The 22,414-nt window shown below is 38.7% G+C and carries 22 protein-coding genes and 2 pseudogenes; 22 read left to right on the plus strand and 2 right to left on the minus strand.

All coding sequences use genetic code 11. The annotated features are described in order from the left end of the window. The first annotated feature begins 152 nt into the window (after positions 1 to 152). The 10 genes from E7303_RS15860 (at position 153) to E7303_RS15905 (ending at position 11,374) form a co-directional block, all read left to right on the plus strand. The gene (locus E7303_RS15860) at positions 153 to 1,475 is read left to right on the plus strand and encodes an alpha/beta hydrolase (RefSeq protein WP_292146395.1); all 1,323 of its coding nucleotides are present in this window, start codon (positions 153 to 155) and stop codon (positions 1,473 to 1,475) included. Positions 1,476 to 1,596: 121 nt separating this feature from the next. Beyond that, complete coding sequence (locus E7303_RS15865) at positions 1,597 to 1,755, plus strand: hypothetical protein (RefSeq protein ID WP_292146396.1); 159 nt, start codon at positions 1,597 to 1,599, stop codon at positions 1,753 to 1,755. 300 nt (positions 1,756 to 2,055) lie between these two features. Further along, positions 2,056 to 3,372: a DUF5688 family protein gene (locus E7303_RS15870; protein ID WP_292146397.1), complete on the plus strand. Its 1,317-nt coding sequence runs from the start codon at positions 2,056 to 2,058 to the stop codon at positions 3,370 to 3,372. A gap of 706 nt (positions 3,373 to 4,078) precedes the next feature. After that, positions 4,079 to 4,219: a hypothetical protein gene (locus E7303_RS15875; protein WP_292145374.1), complete on the plus strand. Its 141-nt coding sequence runs from the start codon at positions 4,079 to 4,081 to the stop codon at positions 4,217 to 4,219. Between the two features lie 406 nt (positions 4,220 to 4,625). After that, on the plus strand, positions 4,626 to 5,459 hold the full coding sequence (locus tag E7303_RS15880; protein WP_292145372.1) for a hypothetical protein: 834 nt from the start codon (positions 4,626 to 4,628) through the stop codon (positions 5,457 to 5,459). 8 nt (positions 5,460 to 5,467) lie between these two features. Beyond that, a complete protein-coding gene (locus E7303_RS15885) occupies positions 5,468 to 5,596 on the plus strand; it encodes a hypothetical protein (protein WP_292146398.1) in 129 nt (42 codons plus the stop codon). Positions 5,597 to 5,850: 254 nt separating this feature from the next. Next, positions 5,851 to 6,057, plus strand: a complete 207-nt coding sequence (locus tag E7303_RS15890) for a helix-turn-helix domain-containing protein (protein WP_292146399.1) — start codon at positions 5,851 to 5,853, stop codon at positions 6,055 to 6,057. Between the two features lie 73 nt (positions 6,058 to 6,130). Next, positions 6,131 to 9,205: a type I restriction endonuclease subunit R gene (locus tag E7303_RS15895; protein WP_292146400.1), complete on the plus strand. Its 3,075-nt coding sequence runs from the start codon at positions 6,131 to 6,133 to the stop codon at positions 9,203 to 9,205. 2 nt (positions 9,206 to 9,207) lie between these two features. Next, a complete protein-coding gene (locus E7303_RS15900) occupies positions 9,208 to 10,854 on the plus strand; it encodes an HsdM family class I SAM-dependent methyltransferase (protein WP_292146401.1) in 1,647 nt (548 codons plus the stop codon). Continuing rightward, complete coding sequence (locus E7303_RS15905) at positions 10,841 to 11,374, plus strand: restriction endonuclease subunit S (protein ID WP_292146402.1); 534 nt, start codon at positions 10,841 to 10,843, stop codon at positions 11,372 to 11,374. The genes E7303_RS15900 and E7303_RS15905 overlap by 14 nt, the downstream gene beginning before the upstream one ends. Here the strand turns inward: E7303_RS15905 and E7303_RS15910 are convergent. After that, entirely contained in the window at positions 11,371 to 11,952 is a 582-nt protein-coding gene (locus tag E7303_RS15910; RefSeq protein WP_292146404.1) for a restriction endonuclease subunit S, read from the minus strand. The two genes, E7303_RS15905 and E7303_RS15910, sit on opposite strands and share 4 nt — an antisense overlap. A 172-nt stretch (positions 11,953 to 12,124) precedes the next feature. Here E7303_RS15910 and xerA point away from each other — a divergent pair, with 172 nt between their 5' ends. The 12 genes and pseudogenes from xerA to E7303_RS18115 all read left to right on the plus strand — a co-directional run bounded on the left by xerA (position 12,125) and on the right by E7303_RS18115 (position 21,200). Next, positions 12,125 to 13,105: a site-specific tyrosine recombinase/integron integrase gene (gene xerA / locus E7303_RS15915; protein ID WP_292146405.1), complete on the plus strand. Its 981-nt coding sequence runs from the start codon at positions 12,125 to 12,127 to the stop codon at positions 13,103 to 13,105. Between the two features lie 4 nt (positions 13,106 to 13,109). After that, the gene (locus tag E7303_RS15920; RefSeq protein ID WP_292146406.1) at positions 13,110 to 14,285 is read left to right on the plus strand and encodes a restriction endonuclease subunit S; all 1,176 of its coding nucleotides are present in this window, start codon (positions 13,110 to 13,112) and stop codon (positions 14,283 to 14,285) included. A gap of 80 nt (positions 14,286 to 14,365) precedes the next feature. After that, positions 14,366 to 14,956 (plus strand): HEPN domain-containing protein, encoded by a 591-nt coding sequence (locus tag E7303_RS15925; protein ID WP_292146407.1) that lies wholly within the window; start codon positions 14,366 to 14,368, stop codon positions 14,954 to 14,956. 23 nt (positions 14,957 to 14,979) lie between these two features. Next, positions 14,980 to 17,085: a GmrSD restriction endonuclease domain-containing protein gene (locus tag E7303_RS15930; protein ID WP_292146408.1), complete on the plus strand. Its 2,106-nt coding sequence runs from the start codon at positions 14,980 to 14,982 to the stop codon at positions 17,083 to 17,085. Positions 17,086 to 17,087: 2 nt separating this feature from the next. Next, positions 17,088 to 18,101, plus strand: coding sequence for a hypothetical protein (locus tag E7303_RS15935; RefSeq protein ID WP_292146409.1), 1,014 nt, complete (start codon positions 17,088 to 17,090; stop codon positions 18,099 to 18,101). 2 nt (positions 18,102 to 18,103) lie between these two features. Then, positions 18,104 to 18,316, plus strand: coding sequence for a hypothetical protein (locus tag E7303_RS15940; protein ID WP_292146411.1), 213 nt, complete (start codon positions 18,104 to 18,106; stop codon positions 18,314 to 18,316). Between the two features lie 14 nt (positions 18,317 to 18,330). Then, complete coding sequence (locus tag E7303_RS15945) at positions 18,331 to 18,942, plus strand: DUF6338 family protein (RefSeq protein ID WP_292146412.1); 612 nt, start codon at positions 18,331 to 18,333, stop codon at positions 18,940 to 18,942. Next, a complete protein-coding gene (locus tag E7303_RS15950) occupies positions 18,929 to 19,093 on the plus strand; it encodes a hypothetical protein (protein WP_292146413.1) in 165 nt (54 codons plus the stop codon). Before E7303_RS15945 ends, E7303_RS15950 begins: the two co-directional genes overlap by 14 nt. A gap of 22 nt (positions 19,094 to 19,115) precedes the next feature. Then, a complete protein-coding gene (locus tag E7303_RS15955) occupies positions 19,116 to 19,568 on the plus strand; it encodes a flavodoxin domain-containing protein (protein ID WP_292146414.1) in 453 nt (150 codons plus the stop codon). Continuing rightward, positions 19,561 to 20,346: a pyridoxamine 5'-phosphate oxidase family protein gene (locus E7303_RS15960; RefSeq protein ID WP_292146415.1), complete on the plus strand. Its 786-nt coding sequence runs from the start codon at positions 19,561 to 19,563 to the stop codon at positions 20,344 to 20,346. The genes E7303_RS15955 and E7303_RS15960 overlap by 8 nt, the downstream gene beginning before the upstream one ends. 206 nt (positions 20,347 to 20,552) lie before the next feature. Next, positions 20,553 to 20,975 (plus strand): annotated as a pseudogene (locus E7303_RS18110) (L-2-amino-thiazoline-4-carboxylic acid hydrolase); the annotation flags it as partial. 24 nt (positions 20,976 to 20,999) lie between these two features. Next, complete coding sequence (locus E7303_RS18115; RefSeq protein WP_292146416.1) at positions 21,000 to 21,200, plus strand: aspartate dehydrogenase; 201 nt, start codon at positions 21,000 to 21,002, stop codon at positions 21,198 to 21,200. A 288-nt stretch (positions 21,201 to 21,488) separates the two neighbouring features. Here the strand turns inward: E7303_RS18115 and tnpC are convergent. Then, a pseudogene (tnpC, locus tag E7303_RS15975) lies at positions 21,489 to 22,331 on the minus strand (IS66 family transposase); the annotation flags it as partial. Positions 22,332 to 22,414 lie beyond the last annotated feature (83 nt).

A 22,414-nucleotide genomic window follows, 5' to 3' on the forward strand; every position in this document is an offset into this window, starting at 1 on the left:
CAGATAAGTTATTTCCCTGCTTACGAAGCAAAGCTTGGGCATGGGCATGAAGGCAATGATACAAAGTATTCAAGGATCATGTACTCAGAACTGTTTGAGTTCCTGGATAAATGTCTTAATGATTAAATCGTAACGAATCAGGAGGTATCAAAATGGATAGAGCAGTGAAAGAAAAAATAGTAGCACTTTCTCATGTTGCTACTTGGATTTTGGCCATATCCCTTTACATGGCATTTAATTATATCCCTGCTGTGGGAATAGTGATGATTGTTCTCCTGGCAGCCGCATTGTTTTTGAAATGGAAGAATATGTCTAAGGATGAGCTGATAGTATCCTGCATAATTGCAGTCGGTCTATTGGCAGGAATGATTGTAAAGCGGTATTCAATCCGCATGGTGATAGTATCGTTGGTAGCAGTTCTTTCACTATATCTTTTGACTAAGGATACGAGGGCAAGAAATCAGGCAGGAAACCGTTCAAAGATTGGAAAGGCACTTGGGATAATTGGCTATGCATTATCGGGATTGATCTGTTTGCTTCTTTTCATCAATATAATATATCCAGATGGTCTGATAAGCATGACACAGGGAGAAAATGGCAAGTATCCATCTGAGGTATCAATGACGGTAGAAGACCTGGATGACATGACAGTGTACAGGGATGTTACTTATGAGAGCCAGTATGAGAATAGTACTTATACAGTATATTCACTGAATGATAGTAAAGGTGTGTTTTTCTATATTCATGGCGGTGGACTGGTCTGGGGCGATAAAGAGGCAGAAAACCAGAATGTATATTTGAATTCTATTATGAATGCGGGCTACAGTGTGGTCACTGTTGATTATGTGCTGGCTCCTCAGAATCCATTTCCCCAGAGTGTGATACAGGTAAATGAAGCTCTTAAATTTTTCATTGACCATGCAGGTGATTATGATCTTGATACATCCCGAATAATAGTTGGTGGAGATTCAGCCGGCGGTATGCTGAGTGGTCTTCTGGCTGTGACCAATACTAATCCGGAATATGCAAAGAAGCTTGGTGTTACACCGGCCGTTTCAGGTACAGCTGTAACTCTAAAGGGTTATATTTCCATCGCTGGCCTAGTTGATGTGCCACGCTTTGGTGATACCGGCAACTTCTTGATTGACTGGATGTTCAATACAATGGGAAGAAGTGCTTTTGGAATAGCGGATTATGATTATTCTAATGATGCAAAGGATTTGGGCTCAGTCCTGAATAATATTACTCAGGATTTTCCGCCTACATATGCCAGCGACGGTAACAACGGAACTTTTACAGACCAGGGCAAAGACCTGATTTCAAAGCTGAATAAACTTGGTATTTCAACAGAAAGTTATTTCCCCGACAGAGATGTGGCGGTCCTTTATCATACCTGGGAACTGAATACAACAACCGAACAGGGTCAGGTGAATATTGAAAAGACAATTGCTTTTATGGATGAATACATGAAGTAATACGTAGGTGTCGGTGACAGATTATACCGGAATATATTCTTCCCAAACTTGCACTAAATTCAAGTCCAAAGTGTTACCATATTTATAGCAGCAAAAACAATAGTTATGTGAGGACTTGGATATGACTTCAGGAGAAAAGGTATTAGATATACTGATGGCTAAGGACGACAAAGAATTGTACTCAGCGATAAGCAAGCTTACTGACAATCAAAAGGACATCGTTATTGCTTCGTTGGTAAAGACACTTAAATCCTATACAGCTGAAGCCAAATTTGAATGATAACGATATGATAACGTTCTGAAACGCTGTGATAATGTTTTGAAACACATTGATAACGCCGTGATAATTGAAAGGCTTTTTAGGGCATGATATTATTATGATGGACAAGGGAGCAGGCAAGAGCCAAATGCTTCCTTGTTTTTTCTTGGCCAAGAGAATAAAGACATGAACCGGGCATCAGCTCATGAGTGCGTAAGTGCATTTGTGGGACTGGTGCTTTTTTCATGCCGTAAGGCCTGGCGGCGAAAACCGCAGGGCAGCAACCAACAACGGCTCGATTATACAGAAAGAGGTGTATGAATGGATTTCGATACATTCAAAGAGGACCTTGCCAAAGCGGTGAAGGACAGGCTCGAGTTGATCTTCGATAGGAAGTATTCAGTTGAGACTCACACAGTTGAGAAGATGAATCAGTCCTACGAAGCTCTGGTAGTGAAACCTGAGGATGGCGTCATTGGTGTGAACATCGGCATCGATGCTGCATTCAAGGAATATTCCGATGGCAGATCATTTGACATGATAGTCAGACAGATTTCCAGTGCTGCAGAGCATGCCCTTGATAATCATCCTGCATTTGATCTTGAGGCACTTACCGATTACAGCCAGATGAAAGGCAAACTTGCCATGGAGGTTGTTTCTGCAGAAAGAAATGCAGAGCTCCTTGAGACTGTTCCTCATAAGAACATGGAGGATATGGCGATTGTTTACCGTATTGTTCTTGACTCATCTTCAGAGGGAAGAAGCTCGATTCTTGTGACAAACAAGATGCTTGATAACTACGGTATCACGGCAGAGCAGCTTCACGCTGATGCGATGTCAATTGCTCCGGAGGTAAGACCTGCGGTAATCCAGGGACTGTCCGAGGTGATGGCGGAGATGATGGGTGCCGAGCAGGCAGAAATGCTCGGGCTCGGACCTAAGGCTGATGAGCCTATCTTCGTTGCAACTGTTGAGGATAAGACCCAGGGCGCTGGAATCCTTGCTTACCAGGATTTTATGGATCAGGCGGCTGAAAAGCTGGGTGGCGAGTGCCTTGCGATCAGATGGGACTGCGTTGATTTTCAGAATCGAATCATCCATGTCAACCATACTCTCAGCGACAGGCCTGATGAATTTGGGGACTGCAGTAAGCGCATGCTACCTACGAAAACCGCTGCAGGTACCAGGGACATTCCGATGGTCCAGGAAGTATATGATGCTTTTCTGATGGAATATGAGTTCCAGAGCGTACTTGGTTTCTGTGATGAAGAGATCGATGGATTCACCGGATTTGTTTTCTGTACCGGCGAGCACAAGGCTCTCCATCCAGGAGCAGTCAACCGTGCTATCCACGATGCAATCGATTCTTATAATGAAGAGGAGGTCCTTATGGCTGCTGATGAAAACAGGGAGCCTTTTCTGCTCCCGAGTATTTCTGCCCATATATTACGTCACACTTTCTGCACCAGGCTCTGCGAGAATGAGTCAAACATCAAGGTGATCCAGGCCATCATGGGCCATGCGGACATAACCACCACGATGAACATCTACGCTGAGGCTACCAGAGAGAAGAAACAGGAGGTCATGATGAACCTTGAAGGCAAGATCATCATCAGACCGGAGCGCAGTGATTCATGATGTATCGGTTCGGGCTTCTATGGATAAATTTGGTGATGACAAACCAGAACATAGGAGTTATAATATGAGTGTAGCGTAATGCTCATATCAATTACAGAGATGTGATTGAGAGAAATGTGTAGTCAATTGCTTCATCTGGACTGCACTGTATGTATTTGGTTCGTAACAGTACTCTTTCCACCGAAGACCACCTTTTTGGAGGCCTGCACCTCGGTTGACAGCACAAATCCGGTGCTCCATGGATTTCGGTGGTAGAGTCAAACGGAGAAAAAATAGCTCAGAAGGATTTGCTTGGAGCTGTACGGATTAAGTAAGGGGAGCAATCACCATTTTTCCCGACACTAAAATCTCTTGATAAGTAAACCTCAGTATTTATGCGGGTTTGCGGAGATTTTTGATTTGAAATTTTTTTAGAACACTTAAATACATCTAAAATCATTATTGCTCTGAAATCCAGTGTTTATGCGGATTTCAGAGCAATTATTCTGACAACAATTTATTTGTTTGACAACATTTTGACCACACCTGATCAATGCAGCCAAGTATCGGCGCGGCATTTTGTGTGTGGCAATCTTTTAAATCTCGGCGCAGATGCGCTATCAGTGAGTCCTATTCACGGACTACTATTCCATTTTTGCTTTTTAGAGGGATTTATTTTACGGTAAAGGGCTATCTTATCCGTACAAATGGTGTGTAAAAAGCTCTTTTGGCAGATGATGTACGGATAAAAGTGCTAGTAAAGAGCCATCTTATCCGTACAAATGGCGCAGGAAAAGCTCTTTTGGCAGATGATGTACGGATAAAAATGCTAGTAAAGAGCTATCTTATCCGTATAAACGGCGTGTAAAAAGCTCTTTTGGCAGATGATGTACGGATAAAAGTGCTAATAAAGAGCTATCTTATCCGTATAAACGGCGTGTAAAAAGCTCTTTTGGCAGATGATGTACGGATAAAAGTGCTAGTAAAGAGCTATCTTATCCGTACAAACGGTCAGTAGACAGCTCTTATACCACATAATATACGGATAAGATGGCGTATAGTCTGTAATCTTATCCGTACAAGGGAAGAGCAGGGAACAAGAGATAGCTATGTTGTACGGATAGGAATAAAGAATAGCATTGAACTTATCCGTATGGCATGGATGATAGGACCAGATGATAGGGTGATAGGACCGGATCATAGGCCTGATGGCTGGTGCATGAAAAAAGCGTGTATGAAAAAAGATAAAGATAAATAATAACAGAGGAAAATCTATGACAAATTATAATGAGATAATTGGTGAATTACAAAAAAGAAAGGTGCAACTTGAAGCGAGTATAGCCATAGCAAATAAAAAGATTGAGAAATTGCCAGATGGAAAGCTGCGGATTTCGTACTGTAGAGGGAATCCGCAGTATTACAAGATTATTGACTCTGCCGATACTCACGGGAAGTACATCAAAAAAAGCGATTTCAAGATAGCACAAGAGCTGGCGCAGAAGGATTATCTGAAAAAGATTATTGATGTAGCGCAGGAAGAACTAAAAATTGTAAAAAGAGCTATAGGTGCGGGCACCAACTTCCCAAAAACAAAGGAAGATAATCAGGGAATTATTACTCCGGAGGCGGTATATGACGGTCTCAAGAAGGAAAGAAGAATTCTCGTGTCTCCACTTTTGATAAGTGATGAGGAGTATGCCAGAAGATGGAGTGAGGAACAGTTCCGCATCAGCACTTATAAACCAGAGGAAAAAATATATGCAACCAGGCGTGATGAGGTGGTGCGATCCAAGTCGGAGATGGTGATTGCGGATATGTACTTTGAGATTGGAGTTCCATACAGATATGAGTGCGAGCTGCGGCTCAAGAGCGGTGTCATCAAATACCCTGATTTTACATTACTTAACAAGAGGACGAGAGAAGTTATATATCACGAGCACCTTGGCAGGATGGATGATGAGAAATATCGGAAAAAGAATCTGCGCAAGATAGAGGAATATAGAAGAAACGGAATTTTTGTGGGGAAGAATCTCATCCTGACTTTTGAAGAGGATGGATGTCCGTTCAACATAAGAGAATTCGAAAAGAGCATAAGGGAGATTATATAGATGCTTTTTTGAGTGTTACAAAAGAGAAAATGCAGCTCTACAAAGTTGCAAAATATGACATCGACAGAATCCTGGGGCAGGATATTGAAAAAGAAAAAGCTCGACTGCAACGCAGAGAGCGTAGTCAGACTCGTTAAGTCTGTGTGCGGGGGATTGGGGGCGTAAGCCCTCAACTAGCCGCGCGATTTGTACGGATTCGCGCACTGCTAGCAAAGTAGTGAAATGCCCGTATCCGGGCTGGGAAAAGACGTGAAAGAAATACATTAAACTTACGAAAGCAGCAAAAATTATAACTCGCACGAACGTGTTAATTATGTGCCATTCGAGAGAGCGTTATGCTATACTATTATTATCTGTTAATTTGCGTTTGATTCAGAAGAGGAGCGGATTTATGGCAGTATCGTACAAGAAATTATTCAAGCTAATGATTGACCGAGACATTAAGAAAAAAGATCTAAAAGACATGACCGGACTCAGCTATGGAACTATCGCCAAGTTGGAGAAGGGAAATAATGTTGAGATTAGTGTGCTGGATAAAATCTGCGTAAAGCTGAAATGCCAGCTTAGTGATATTGCAGAAATTTCGTTCGATGAGTGAGTCCATCTTTTGGGACAACAGATAGATTAGTATATTATTGACGACATTACCTTATGCATGTGGAGGTGTCGATATGGCAACAATTCATAATGAAAATTCCAGAGTGAAGATTCCAGCATTAGTGCATTTCACACGACTTGGATATACATATAGGTCGTTAAAAGATGCTGATGGACAATATGATGAAGATACCAATATTTTTATTGGCTCTTTTCGTGATGGAATCAACAAACTGAATGGAACAGGATTAACGGACCAGGATGTAAAAGATATCATTGCAGATCTAAAGAATACATTGAATCAGGATGACTTGGGGCAGGGATTCTACAACTATCTTAAAAAAGGTTACAAGGGTCTTAAACTAATAGATTTTAATACTGTCGCTGGTGATAACAATATTTATGAAGTTGTTACTGAGTTCACATGCAAAAATGGAAGCGAAGAATTTAGACCAGATATTACAGTTTTGATTAATGGAATGCCACTGGTATTCATTGAGGTAAAAAAGCCCAATAATAAAAATGGTATTCAGGCAGAGTATGATCGCATAAATAAAAGGTTTGCAAATAAAAAGTTCAGACGTTTTGCTAATATAACTCAGTTCATGATTTTTTCGAATAATAGTGAATATGATGACATGGAGGTTGTTCCACTTGAGGGTGCATTTTATTCTACAACTGATTATGAACGATTATTCTTTAGTCATTTTAGGGAAGAAGATGAAACCATATTTAAGAAGGTTTCCGCAATAGATGAAGAAGTAGAAAAGGAAATATTGAAAGATAATAATTTGGTTTCTATAAAAGGCAGTGGGGAATATGCTGTTAATATTTCTCCAACATCTCCTACAAATAGAATTATTACATCTATGCTTTCACATGAAAGATTGATGTTTATTTTGAAGTATGCATTATGCTTTGTAGATAAGGTTGATCCGGATACTGGAATTAGAAGACTTGAAAAGCATATCATGAGATATCCGCAACTGTTTGCTACAAAAGCGATTGAAAACAAGCTGACCCATGGCGTGAAGCATGGTGTCATTTGGCATACGCAGGGCAGTGGTAAAACTGAACTTGCATATTACAATACACACTACCTATCTGACTATTATCGGAAGCAAGGTGTAATAGCAAAATTTTACTTTATCGTAGATAGATTGGATTTATTAAGGCAGGCTGCAGATGAGTTTAGATCAAGAGGTCTTGTGGTTGATGAGGTCAAAAATAAGGCTGAACTCGAGAAGATGTTTGAAAAACCTGGCGACAAGAATAATACAGGTGAGCTATCTATAACCGTAGTCAACATTCAAAAACTTTCTGCAAATGCAATAGCAAAGCCTTTGGATTATGACCTTAGCATACAGAGAATATACTTCTTGGATGAGGCGCATAGAAGCTATGACCCTAAAGGTTCCTTCTTGGCAAATTTGATGGCATCTGATAGAGATGCAGTCATGATTGCGCTTACAGGAACACCGCTTATAAGTAAAGAATATAAGACAAAAGATGTATTTGGAGATTACATACACAAGTATTACTATAACCGTTCCATTGCAGATAGATATACATTACGTCTTATTAGAGAAGGCATTAAAACTGAATACAGAATGAAACTTATTTCTGCCTTGGAAGAGATTAAAGCAGTAAAAGGTTCTTTGCCAAGGAAGGAGTTGTATGCGCATGAAGCATATGTTCAACCGTTGGTAAGATATATCACGCAGGACTTTACGAAAAGTAGAAAAATGCTAAACGATGATAGCATTGGTGGAATGATAGTATGCGATTCCTCTGAACAAGCCAGGGCTGTGTTTGAAGAGATTAAATCAAAAAACTATAAGGTTGTATTGGCTGATGTGCAGGAGAAGACAATGGATTTTGTTTTCTCTACACCAACAGTTGATTATACATGCGCTCTGATATTGCACGATGAAGACGATAAAGAGACAAGGGCCAAAGAGCAGAATGAGTTTAAACATGGAGAGATAGATTTTCTTGTAGTGTACAATATGCTTTTAACTGGATTTGATGCAAAGCGATTGAAGAAATTATATCTCTGCAGAAAAATATCTGATCACAATTTACTTCAGGCCCTAACAAGAGTAAATCGTCCGTATAAGAGTTTTAGATATGGATATGTTGTTGATTTTGCAGATATCCGAGAGGAGTTTGATAAAACTAATAAGGCATATTTTGATGAACTTCAACTAGAGTTGGGAGATGCATTCAAAGAATACGACAATATCTTCAAAGGGCAGGATGAAATCCAAAAGGATTTGGATTATATTGCTGAGAAGCTGTTTTTGTATGATACAGAAAATGCAGAAATATTCTCCCAGCAAATTTCAGAACTGGGTAAGGGTGAATTGATTGAGGTTCGTAAGGCTTTGGAGCTCTACAAAGAGTTGGCAAACTTATCAAAGTTATTTGGATATGATGAGTTGGCAGAGAAATTTACGCTTGATAATGTCAATTCCCTTTATAACGAGGTTTCAAATAGAATCAGTATTGTAAACCAGAAGGAGGCTCTTGCTAATGCTGAGGATATGAGTGCGATTTTGAATATGGCACTTGATGGAATTGATTTTAAATTCCAGAAGGTATCTGAAAGCGAAATGATAATTGCAGACAAGTTTAGGGAGACCCTTGAAAGAACACGGCATGAGATGCAGAGAAATAATGATCCTAAAGATCCTGAATATGTTTCTTTGTTGGAAGAATTACAGAGGTTGTTCGCAAAGAAAAATATGGAAGAACTCACGGCAGATGAAATGACTAAGCATATGGAAGAGCTCAACCGGATAGAGGAAGCTGCAAAAAAGAAAAATGCTGCTGATGCAATGTTAGCTAGAAAATATTATGGCGATTTGAAGTATATGAGAACTCATAAAAGATTGCGCGAAGCAAACAGCCCAATATCCTCTGACTTATTGCTCAATAAGGTGTTACTTTCTCTTAAAGAATCTGTTGACAAGCAGGTTTATGAGAATGAAAAGATTCTTGATAACGAGCCATATTTTGAGAAAAATATGTATCCAATTATCATAAGGGTTTTCAATGACAATGATATTCAGATAGATGCCCAGAACGTTAAAAAGGTAGGAAGTTGTATTTCTGAAGAATACTTCCATGAAAGGACTTGGAATTAAAAATGCAAATCACAGAAGTAAAACAAAAAACATATTCCATGATTGATGACTTGAAGTCAGCTTGCAATCAGGCTGGAGCCGGAAACAGTCCAGGAGAATATAAAATCATAACACAGTCATTTCTTTATAAGTTTCTGAATGACAAATTTATTTATGAACTTGGAAAAAATGTTTCTGAGTTTAAAGGGAAAAGTACTGCAGAGATAGAGTCAGCATTAAAAGCAAAGAGTGATGCAGATTATGAACTGATGTTACTTAGCTTGGATGCCGGTACAGCAGTTTTGGGAAAGCAACAGCTCATTTCATCTGTGTATGCCCACAAAGGCGAAGTTGATTTTCATAAGATTTTTGACAAGGCACTTGAAGATATTTCCAACATGAATATGGACATTTTTGCTGTCCATACAGGTGGAAAATCTCAGATCAAACTTTTCACGCCTGTTTCAAGAGAAATCACAGATGATGAGAAAAAGGATCCTCTTTGCAGTGCGATTATTCAAAAGCTTGCTACAAGCAGCTTTGCAGAAGTATTTGAGCAGAAGTATGATTTCTTCGCAGATATTTTTGAATATTTGATCAAGGATTATAACAAGGATTCAGGTAGATATGCGGAGTATTATACTCCACATGTAATTGCCGGCATCATAGCCAGGATAATGGCACCAAACGGAGCAACAAATGTTACTGTATATGACCCATCTGCAGGAACAGGTACTCTTGTGTTGGCACTTGCACATCAGATTGGCGAGGATCATTGCACAATTTATACTCAGGACATTACGCAGAAGTCTAATGAGTTTATGCGACTGAATCTTATTTTGAATAACTTGGTTCACTCATTGCCTAATGTTATTCAGGATGATACGCTGCTTAATCCTAGACATCTAAATAAGACAAAAACTGATATTGAGCATTTTGACTACATTGTTTCCAATCCACCATTTAATGTTGACTTCAGCGAGACTAGGGATACCTTGGCTGGGGAAGCATACAACAAGAGATTTTGGGCTGGAGTACCAAACATTCCTAACAAGGATAAAGCCAAGATGGCGATATATCTGATGTTCTTGCAGCATATTATTTGCTCTATGAAGGATGATGGAAAAGCTGCAATAGTTGTTCCTACAGGATTCTTGACTGCGGGCAGTGGCATTCAGAAGAAAATACGAGAGAAGATTATAAAGGAGAGAATGTTAAAGGGTGTTATTTCAATGCCTTCAAATATCTTTGCAACCACAGGTACCAACGTATCTATTATCTTTTTGGATAAAGCCAATAAAGATGGCAATGTTGTACTGATGGATGCTTCAAATCTGGGTACTAAAGAAAAAGTTGATGGTAAAAACCAGAAAACAGTTCTTAGTGACGACGAAATAAGCAAGATAATTAATACATTCAACGATAAAAAGCCAGTTGATGACTTTAGTGTTGTTGTAAGTTATGAGGAAATAGAAAAGAAAAAGCTTTCTTTCTCAGCTGGGCAGTATTTTGAGGTGAAAATTGAGTATGTTGAATTAACACCTCAAGAGTTTACAGATAAGATGAACAATTACATGACAGAGTTACAAGGATTATTTGATGAAGGTGATAAACTCCAGAAGGAAATAATGGAGCAGTTGAAAAAGGTAAAAATAAATGAAAACAGTTAAGCTGGGAGAAATAGCAGATTTGACCGTTGGTTTTGTTGGTTCTATGACTGAGCAGTACACAGAATCAGGAGTGTCTTTTTTAAGATCCTTAAATATTAAGCCATTTGAGATAAGCAGCGAGGATATTAGATTTATTTCAGAGGAATTTAATACCAAAATAAGTAAATCCATTTTACATGAGGGTGATGTGGTAATTGTAAGAACTGGGATTCCAGGAACGTGTGCAGTTGTGCCCAAAGAGTATGACGGATGTAATTGTTCAGATATTGTAATAGTACATCCAAATAATGAATTGGTCGATTCAACTTACCTTGCCGGATTTATAAATTTCTGGGGGCAAAAGCAAGTTGAAAACAATAAGGTTGGAGCTATTCAGAAACATTTTAATGTTCATACAGCAGAGGAAATGCTAATAACTTTGCCTGAGATAGATGTGCAGAGAAAAATAGCGATGTTACTGAATGATATCAATGGCAAAATAAAAAACAATCAAAAGATAAACGATAATTTAGCAGCTTAATCAGCTATGATTGCTTGTCCATTCATTAGCATAGGTAATAACCAATTTCTAAGGTTGATCAATTTATCATTTTCATTGATGTTTTGAACTATCTTTTCTAGAGCAAGGTCATATTCACTAATATCAAGACTGTCATCTGGAACTAAGATAAATAGATTTTTAATGTCATCGTCGCTTAAATGTCCTACTGTAGAGCGAGCTACATTTTTTGATTTTGCAACTATGTATGGTTCGATTTGATTTTTAATCAAAAGTAAAGGCAATGTTGTTCGCCTGATGCGTGTAATTCTTTGATTGACAATATAACCAGATTTATGCCAAAAATTCATTTGAAAATTGCCATCCATACCGATCAATAAATCTTGTGGTTCAGTATAGTAACAGTTATCAATTTGCTCAGTTGTTTTCGCTGAAAAAGAATTGCTTTCAATATCTCTGATTCTAATAACTGGCAGACCATCAGATGAGAATAAATCAGTTGATAAAGGATAACCATATTGGAGAGCACATACATCTTGTAACGGTTTAACACTCCACTTATATGGAATTTCTTTATTTAGCTCATTGGACCATTTCATTTTTCCGCCATTATCTTTGTATGGTTTGTTGTTATTATAAAAATTATATTGCAAAAAATATTGATTATACTTTGCTTCGATGGAAGCATATAAATTATCGTTTATAGGGATTATTGAAAAAGAGAAGTCAACTTTATAATTGTTCTCCGTAGAAAGAGAGAGGAGACCAATTATGAATAAAGAGTTTACTGACGAGATAGTCCTAAAAATGATGCCTTTTTTGGATAATGGCCAATTAAAGATGTTACAGGAAATAGTTGAAAATGTAGTTGATGGTTATTCTATTTTAAAATCGGAGACCATAGATACAGAGGTACTTGATTACTTGGAACTGTTTATTTCTGCAAAGCGCGTTGAAGGGTGTTCCGAAAAAACTATTACATACTATGAAAAGACCATTTCATCGATGCTTATTAATGTGGACAAAGATGCGAACAGGATAACGACGGAGGATTTAAGAGAGTATTTGTCGAATTATCAAAAAGAGAATGGCTCAAGCAAAGTTACCATTGACAATATTCGTCGTATTCTATCTAGCTTTTTTTCATGGCTGGAGGATGAGAGCTACATCCTTAAGAACCCTGTCAGAAGGATTCATAAGATAAAAACAACACTTAGTATAAAGGAAGCGTATTCAGAAGAGGCTCTTGAGATATTGAGAGATGAATGCAAAGAGCCAAGGGATATCGCATTAATTGATTTGCTTGCTTCAACAGGGATGCGAGTTGGTGAATTAGTTAAACTAAATCAGGAGGATATAGATTTCATTGAAAGAGAGTGCAAGGTTCTGGGAAAAGGCGATAAAGAGAGAATAGTTTATTTTGATGCAAGAACAAAGATTCACTTAAAAAACTACTTGGAAAGTAGGTGTGACGATAACAAGGCTTTATTTGTCTCACTAAAATCACCATACAACAGGCTACAGATTGGAGGAGTAGAATCTAGGCTGAGAAGTATAGGTAGGAGTTGTGAGATAGAAAAGGTGCATCCACACCGATTTAGAAGAACTCTCGCCACAGTGGCAATAGACAAGGGAATGCCTATTGAACAGCTTCAGTGCCTATTAGGACATAGGCGTATAGATACTACATTGCAGTATGCGATGGTAAAGCAAAGTAATGTGAAAGCTTCACATAGAAAGTATATAGGTTGATGAGATGATTTATAACGAAGGAACATACAATAAAAGCTGGGAAACGCTAAAGTTATCAGATTTAGGCGACTTTTCAAGAGGGTTGTCAAAGCATAGGCCAAGAAATGATTCTAGATTGTTTGAAGGAGGCGGATATCCATTGGTTCAAACCGGGGATATAAAAGCTGCAAACCTATACATTTTGAATCATGAACAGGAGTATGGTGAATTTGGCCTTGCTCAGAGCAAATTATGGGATGAAGGAACTTTATGTATAACCATCGCTGCAAATATAGCCGAAACAGCAATACTGGGATATCCTATGTGTTTTCCGGACAGTGTTGTTGGATTTAAAGCTGACAGAGAAAAGTCTTCAGAATTATTTATGTATTATGTATTTGAGTACATAAGAGATTCTATTCAAAACTCAGCTTCTGGAAGCATTCAGGATAATATAAACATAGATTATCTGACGTCACTTGAATTCAAAATACCTTCAAAATGCTATCAAGATAAAATCGTGAAAATTCTATCTGATATTGATAAGAAAATAATCAATAACAAAAGAATAAACGATAATTTACAAAACCAACTCACTCTTATGTTTGACTACTTTTTTAATAATTCACACCACTCAAAAGTATTCGCAAATGGGGTATTAGCAGATATATCGTACATTACTATGGGCCAGTCACCATCAGGAGATACATATAATGAAATTGGTGCTGGAATTCCTTTTTATCAGGGCTCTACAGACTTTGGAGAAATCTTTCCCACAATAAGGGTCTATACAACTGAACCTTCAAGAGAGGCATGCTTGCTAGACACTTTGATGAGTGTAAGAGCTCCTGTTGGAACTATGAACATAGCTTACGAGAACTGCTGTATAGGTCGTGGTCTTGCAGCAATTCGTGGCAAAAATAATAACAATACTTTTGTTCGGTATCTACTAAAACGGAATAAATGGTATTTTGATGCTATTAACAATAGTGGTACAACATTCGGCTCAATTACAAAAGATTACCTATATGGAATGCCCATTATAATCCCTGATACCGAATCGGTAGAAGAATTTGAAGATATAGCACAATCCTATGAAAGCAAAATATTCCGCAATGAAACTGAGACACGTGCTTTATCAAAATTAAGAGATTGGCTGCTTCCAATGCTTATGAATGGACAATTAGTAATATCCGACTAAGCTGCTAAATTATCGTTTATAGGTGTAATGGTATGCGAGAACGAAAAGATGAGAATGGCAAAGTAATCGGATATCACAGAATGGTATTTGATGAAATGCCTGATGATTATAAAATGCAAAAGGTTTTGCTTCATGATAAAGTTCCAGATCTATCCTATTTAGGAGTAATGAAGCACCTAAGAAATATTGAGGCCGATGAGATATTCAAAGATGATGAGTTTTATTCGTCAGAGGTTATATCTCATATGGCATTAGATTATTTGGAATCTGCATGTTTCCTTCAAAAAGGAATCGTAGCAGATAGAGGCGGAGAAATTGTTTCGCAGTACCTGATACCAGCAGCCTTTCTGTGCAAGCATTCGATAGAGTTGAAATTGAAAGAATGTTTGTTAATTAAAGGTGCTGACAAGCTAAAGGGACATAGCGTTCTGAATCTCTGGAATGAATTAAATGAAAGCGGATTAGTGCATTTTAAGGAGCTTGATAGCTTCATAAAGGAAATGGAACAGATAGATAGCAATGAGATGGCTTTACGCTATGGAATAAGCAAGGAATTATCGCCATTGAAGGAAGACTTCAAATTTGATATTGATGCTATGCTTTTGAACACGAAGTTTTTGTTTAATATTTTGGATGAACATGTTGTATGTAAGTACAGATATGGAAGGTAATCTTTTCATTAAGGAGGCACAATATGTCTGAACAAACACCTATCAGAACAGGTTTGCTAGATTTTTTTAGAAAGAGTACAGGATGTCAGTTTATCATTCCGGTATATCAACGAAACTATACATGGACCTCTGCAAAAGAAGTTGCCCAGTATATGGATGATTTAAAAAGTGTCCTGGTAGGAGATTATAATAACCATTTCTTAGGAATACTTATCTATTTGGATAAGACCTTGGATACTTTTACGCGTGAGTTTTCTGTTATAGATGGTCAGCAGCGCCTCACGACAACATTTATTATTCTATACGCGATTAAAGCTTTGCTAAAGGAAAGTGGAGATGCAGCAGCGATAGCGAACTTGGATGGTCAGTATCTAACAAATCCATTCTCTGATGATAAAGTGAAATATAAGCTTAAGCCGTTGGTTTCTGACGATCAGGTATATAGGAAAATTGTTGAGGAAAGATTCGATGAGATAAAAGAATCAGACTCAAATGTTTATAAGAACTATCTCTATGTGCTTGCTAAATTACGTAAGTACACAGAGGAGGGATTTTCTGCAAATGACATATTAATGGCATTAAATAAGTTGTATGTAATCTGTGTTCCTATATCCGAAGAGGATAATGCACAGAAGATTTTTGAGAGTATCAATGCTACCGGAGTAAAGCTTACCGCATCTGACCTTATCAGAAATTATGTGCTGATGGATTTGCCAAGTGACACGCAGGAAGAATATTACGCTAAATATTGGAAGAGAATAGAAAGCTATATTTCAAGTGATTCTAAGAAGCTGGAATTATTCTTCCGTAATTTTTTGGCAATCAAAAATCTAAATCTTCCAAATAGAAATGATGTGTACAGGCTATTTGTAAAGTGGCTGGGCGAGTTTGATAGGGACAGGAAGGATGTATTTGAAGAGATAGTAAAGTATGCTGAGGCGTACAACGCTATATATATTCGTGAACTGAGTGAGTTAGATAGTAGTCTCCGCAAGTCTGTAAAAGAATATAGACGTATGCTTTCAGAGATGCCGGCTCCTGCAGTTATGGAGTTCTATATCATGTGCAAGGATGGAAAGATAACTGAGAGCAGCCTTGCAGAAATCATTGAGCTTATAAATATTTATTTGGTAAGACGTGGATTGTGTAGCTTTGATACAAGTGGAATCACAAAGATGTTTCCTGTCTTATTGAAAAATGTTTTGAATGACTGCAATGGTGATTATTCAAATATCGTAGAGGTGTTAAAGAAAGATCTAATTGTTAAGAATGCTGGAAATGCAATGAATATGCCTGATGACGAGCAACTTAGAGAATTAGTTCGTAATGCTAATATGTATAATTTAAGGGCAACTCTCAGGATTGTATTTGACAGAATGGAGCATGAAAACAATCCTGCTCCTGTAGATTTATCGAAGCTTAGTGTTGAGCATCTTATGCCACAGAAGCCAACTCCTTCTTGGCTTAAGATTGTTGGTGTCGATGAAGAAACTTACCAAAAGAATTTGAACAGGCTTGGAAATCTTACATTGGCAGCTGCAAGTGATAACAGTGCAATGGGCAATAAGCCATGGGAGTATAAAAACGCTGTTCTGAAATCAACAGCACATTTGAAAATGAATGAAGAACTTCTCAAGCTTGATGACTGGAATCTTGAGAAGATAAATGAAAGAACTGAAGAACTCATGGATAGGATTATACAGTTATATCCTTATCCAGAGGTTAGCATGGAAATAATTCCTAGAGAGGAAATATATATCAATAATGGAAATATCCATGCGAAAGGATTCCTTTACATTGATGATGGTAGTGTGGAAATTGATGTTGGCTCAATGCTTGTTGTTAAGGAGGCAGATGATAAGGATTCTGATCTGTTTGAATTGAGACAATCGCTCATGGAGGATGGCATAATTGCTGTTCAAGATGGAGTTTTACAATTTGTTGAACCTTATACATTCTATTCAAAGTACAGTAATTCAACAGCACTCAGCCCAGCTGCGAGCCTCATTATGTATGGCAGTAGAAGTGGCTGGAAAACCTGGACAGATAAAGCTGGGAAATCTTTGTCTGATAATGAAGAGTTGAGAAATAAATTTAGTTATATGAATAGTGACGATTCCGAGGAATAGCTATGGCAGAACTAATAGCACATGGTCAGAGCATTGAAACAATCTTTGATCTGATTGGTGATTTGGAAAATGACATAACGAAAAGCATAGCCTGGAGCTTTAAGAAATGCCCAAAGCTTCTTGAAAAGTGTGTTGAGAAGTTACTTGGAATTACTATCAATGCAGACGAGGCTGTTATAAGGTATCAGGTTTCTGAAGCGGACAAGGGCATTACTGATTTGGAGATTACAGATAACCGTAATTTCTACATTATCATTGAGGCTAAGCGTGGATGGATTTTGCCAGGATATGACCAGCTCAAAATGTATTCTGAGAGGGAAAGTTTTATTACAAATCCAGCAAGGCATAAGGCCATAGTTTCTATGTCTGAATGCACCGAAGAATATGCTAATAACAAGCTGCCCAAGGTAGATGGTGTCGATATTTTGCATTTATCTTGGAAGAACATTTTGGATTTGGCAGAAGAAGCCAGGAAAATCTCTGGTAATTCTGAGAAGTATGTTTTGGATGAGTTGAAAGGTTATATAGGTAGGATTATGACAACTCAAAACAAGAATACAAATTGGGTTTATGTTGTATCGCTCGGTATGGCTAAGGCTGAGGTTACTACAGAAGAAGGAAAAGTGCTTGCCGGAGATATAACGTACGTGGATATTGTGAGAAAACATAACGTATACAGCTGCCCTATTGGCGGTGGCAAGGGTGGATGGCCGAAGGAGCCGTTGACTTATATTGGATTTAGATATGACGGTAAGCTCCAGTCGATTCACCATATTGAGAGTTATGTGATTACTGACAATTTGCATCCATATATTCCAGAGTTGCCAGATGTGACATTATCGCATACTCATTTTGTTTATAAGCTCGGTCCGGCAATTGTTCCTGCAAAGGAAGTGAAGACCGGAAAGAAGATTGTTATGAGTAATCGTGTGTGGGCACACATTGATGCATTGCTCACAGCAGATACTATTTCTGAAGCAATGGATATTTCGCGTGCAAGGGAAGGTGGTAACTGATTATGGGACTTTTCTTTCACAGCAGTAATGACAGTGGAGACTATGATTTCGACCGCCTCCGCAGGGATTTAGTCGATGAATATGCAGTACAGAGTACGGCTTATTCTGGAGGATTAGGCTTTCTTGATATGTGCGATGCTGAGGAAGCTTCCAATGAGCAGCTTCTTGAGATGGCACGTAGGGAAGGTATTAATCTCAATAAATATAAAAAGTAAAACGTGGGGGATTTATGACAATTAATTCGATTGATGTTGTTGTATATACGGCATATTTTGTTTTGCCAGGCTATATCATTTATGGAATAGTTAATAGCTTTGTTCCGAGAAAAATAAAATCTGATGCAGAGAAACTTATAAGATTTATCTTATATAGCTTAATTGAACTGGCGTTATGGTTTTGGTGGTTAAGTAGGATAAGCGATGCTGATAAAAGCACGTATTGGATCAAACTGTTAGGAGTAATTCTATTTACGAGCATTGTTACAGGAACGGTAATGGGAATCATTCTTAAGTGGAATCCAATTGGCTGGCTACTTCGTAAGCTTAAGGTACAAATCATTAATCCAATACCTACCGCATGGGATTATAAGTTTTCTAATCTTAAGCAAGGTAGAAGAATAACGGTGGCTTTGAATGATGGGAAATACATCAGAGGTATATATTACAACAAATCAATGGCATCTTCTGATGATGGATATAAAGATTTATATTTGGAAGAAGTATGGCAACTAGGAGATAACGATAATTGGGTGAGGATCGTTGGCTCAGACGGAATATGGATTTCACCTAATGTAATTAAATGGATTTCTTTTATGGAGGATGAAAACAATGCCGGAAAATAAAAACACAGGTTATAGAAGTACATTTGGATATCAACCTACAGAGCAGCGTGGTTATCAGCCAACAGAGGCGAAACCAAACAACTCAAACAATATTAACAATAGCATAACTACTACAGTGCAGAGCAATGGTAACGTTGCGCAGGATAAGTAGGAAGAATAAAGGGGACGTACATTTGGCAACAGCAATCATTTATTACAGCAAACATCACGGCAACACAAAGAAGCTCCTGGATGCTATTGCGGCAGCAGATCCGTCAGTTGAGCTTGTGGATGCAACTGAGAAGCATGAATTAGATCTGAGCAGATACGATAAGATAGGATTTGCCAGCGGTATCTACTACAACAAGTTTGCAGAGCAGATACAGAACTTCGCTGAGGTGAATCTGCCTACAGGGAAGGATGTCTTTTTCATTTCTACAGCAGGCAATCCTACAAAGAGCTGCTTCAATTCCATTGCAGCCGTGACGCAGGAGAAGCACTGCAAGGAGCTTGGACGCTATATTTCAAAAGGCTTCGATACCTATGGGCCTTTTAAACTGGTAGGCGGTCTGCATAAAGGACACCCAACTGAGGAAGAGGTTCGGGCAGCAGTGAATTTCTATAAAGGATTGAATGACAATGAGTAAGCACATTGAAGTAAACGGCAGGCTGGTACAGGTTGACAAAAGATACAGCGACTTAAAGCAGCGACAGAAATCACATATAAGTCAGTGGCTATATGATGCCTACAAAAAGCAGGTGGCAGAGAACATGACAGATGATGAAGCTCTTGCGCCTGTTTTTGACAAGATAGATGAGGCTCAGATCTGGATTCCTGAGCGTGAGATTAGAAATATTTACCGTTCCAAGAAGACAAAGTTTAAAAAGCGCATGGAGGTTACTGTTTTGAAGGATAGCTTCAAGTTTGATTACAATGCTGCAGCAAACTATTGGCTCAATAAGGATGCGCATTCCCAGAAGATGCCAAGGGAGCAGGTGCTTGAAAGAATTACTGCTTTTATCGAAGCTCACAATACATGCACTTTGGCAACAGCTTCAGAAGATCATGTGAGATGCACACCGATAGAGTACAACTTTGTGGATAACCGCTTCTATTTTTTCTCAGAAGGTGGATTAAAGTTCCGCGGTCTGAAAAAGAATAAGCATGTAGGTATGGCAATCTATGAGCCTTACAATGGATTCGGCAATCTTAAGAGCCTGCAGATTGAAGGTATGGCAAGCCTGGTGGAGCCTTTCAGTGATGAGTATCTGAAGGTTATGGAATATAAGAAAATTTCTGAGACTGCAATGAGAAATCTTCCGCAGCCGATGGCACTTATAAAGGTTGTGCCGGAGGTTTTTGATTACCTGGATTCGGATCTGAAGAAGGAAGAGCTTGGTAGCAGGCAGCATTATGAGGTGTAGGTGATTTACGTACGGAGGCACGTATGAAGTATATGGGGATGCCTGCAGGAATGTGGGTGCTTTACAAAAGGTCTTTTACAAACGCTTTGGTTTCTGTGCTTGGGTTTTCTGCTTCGCAATCTGCAGAAATAATGAGAAATGCGAAGCCTAAGTATAGGGAGATTATCAACAAGATCCCAGAGTTTGAAAAGGCAGACCGATTTAAGATGAACATAGTAAACTGTGCTCTTCTTACGGCAGTTCTTTTAAATATGGATAAAAAACCATCCGTTGAAGTCCTTACAAGCTTTTATGCAGCCGGGATGATGAATCCGCCTACAAAATGGTTCTGTAAAAAGAGTGGTAAGAAGAAATTTACGGATGCGGATATACAGGGGCTTAAGACTACTGCTGAGCTAAGGGCTGCGGATAGGAATCTTTATTCCTGGAATATGGATTTTTTGCCTTATGAAGATGGAAGTGGATATGAGGCCCGTTTTACCAAGTGTGGAATCTGCACACTGATGAAGGAATATGGTCTTTATGAATACGTCCCTGCAATGTGCCATCTGGACTACACAATGAGTGAAGCCGGCGGAACATCAGATTTTGTAAGAGAATATACTCTTGCTTCGGGTGGCCCATATTGCGACTGCGGCTACAAAAAGAAGGCACTGACCGGAGCTAAAGCATATGACAAAGAAAACAAAAAGCCTGTGATTAAAGCCAGCATTTGCAATGGCGAAATGGTGGCAGGCTTTCAAGATATACATACAGGCGCATTTGAGGAAGTGATGCTTGTGAAGGATGATGCAGAGATTAGGGATTTTATGCATCAGTATGGGATTACGGAAAAGGTAGAGAAAATTTATTGATGGATTATATAGTAAAGCATTTTAACGAGCTCAGTACAACAGAGCTTTGAGTTGACATTAAATGATATTGCAAAGAAGGATGAAGTTTATCTTATCTGGATAATAATTAACGATTTTATAGCAGGAAATTAAAAATGGATGATTATTATTAGCCTCTCAAAAAGGGAGGCTAATTTTTTAAAAACATTGTTGACCTGCACTAAGGTAAGCCCTCATCCATGAGTACTGGATATCAAAAATCCCCGCATTTCTGCAGGGATCTGATATAAATATATGCACTTTGAAAATTTAAGATTTTTTAAATCTGCTAGGACATTTTTCCTGGACGTTTTTAGACCAAGGAAGAAGATCATCCAGGAATCTAAGATCATGGTCATCCATGTGCTTAGGAATCTCTGATAACAGCAGTTCGAAATACTCATAAGTATTAACACTGTTTGCTTTAGCGGTTTCAGCAAGACTGAAGATCATGGCACTTGCCTTGGCTCCATTATCCGACTCCATAAGAACAAAGTTCTTGCGGGCTATGGTGAATGGTCTTATGGCCTGCTCGGCATAGTTATTATCCATAGGAATCCGGCCATCAGTGAGGAACTTACGAAGGTATTCTTCCTGGTTAATGCTGTAGGCCAGAGCTTTGCCGATGACACTGTTATGAGTGACTTGGGAATATTTCAGTTTCGCCCATGCGAAATAGTCATCAACTTTTTCCTGTAGGACTAGCTGACGCTGCTTTTTACGGTCTCTGTTGGAAAGGTCATCAAAGCCGTTATCGATATGCATTATCTCGGTTATCATCGAGTATGCCTCTGCGGCTATTGAGCCTTTGGCTGCTTCTACGCCAACCGATTTGATGAACTCGGCAAAAGGTCTTCTAGCGTGAATCCAGCAACCTGAGATTTTTAGGTCTTTTCGCTCTTTACCAAGAGTATGGTAGACCTGATAGCCATCCGTGACCACGGTCCCGGAGAAGTCTTTTAGGAATTCTCGTGGATGGTCTGCTCTTCTGGATGGCTGCCAATCGTAGAGCACGATCGGATGCTTGGAGCAGTGTGGATTGTTTCTATATACCCACATATAAGTCTTCTTGCCGTTCTTAATCTTGTTCTTGTCAATGCGCATGCATTTTACGGGCGTCTCATCTTATGGAAAGTGCTATGTTATGTGAAGAAGATAAAGAGCCTCAAATTTTTAGTGGTTCTTTGCCCTCTTGT

The sequence above is a fragment of the Butyrivibrio sp. genome, from assembly GCF_015056685.1.
Taxonomy (GTDB): Bacteria; Bacillota; Clostridia; order Lachnospirales; family Lachnospiraceae; genus Butyrivibrio.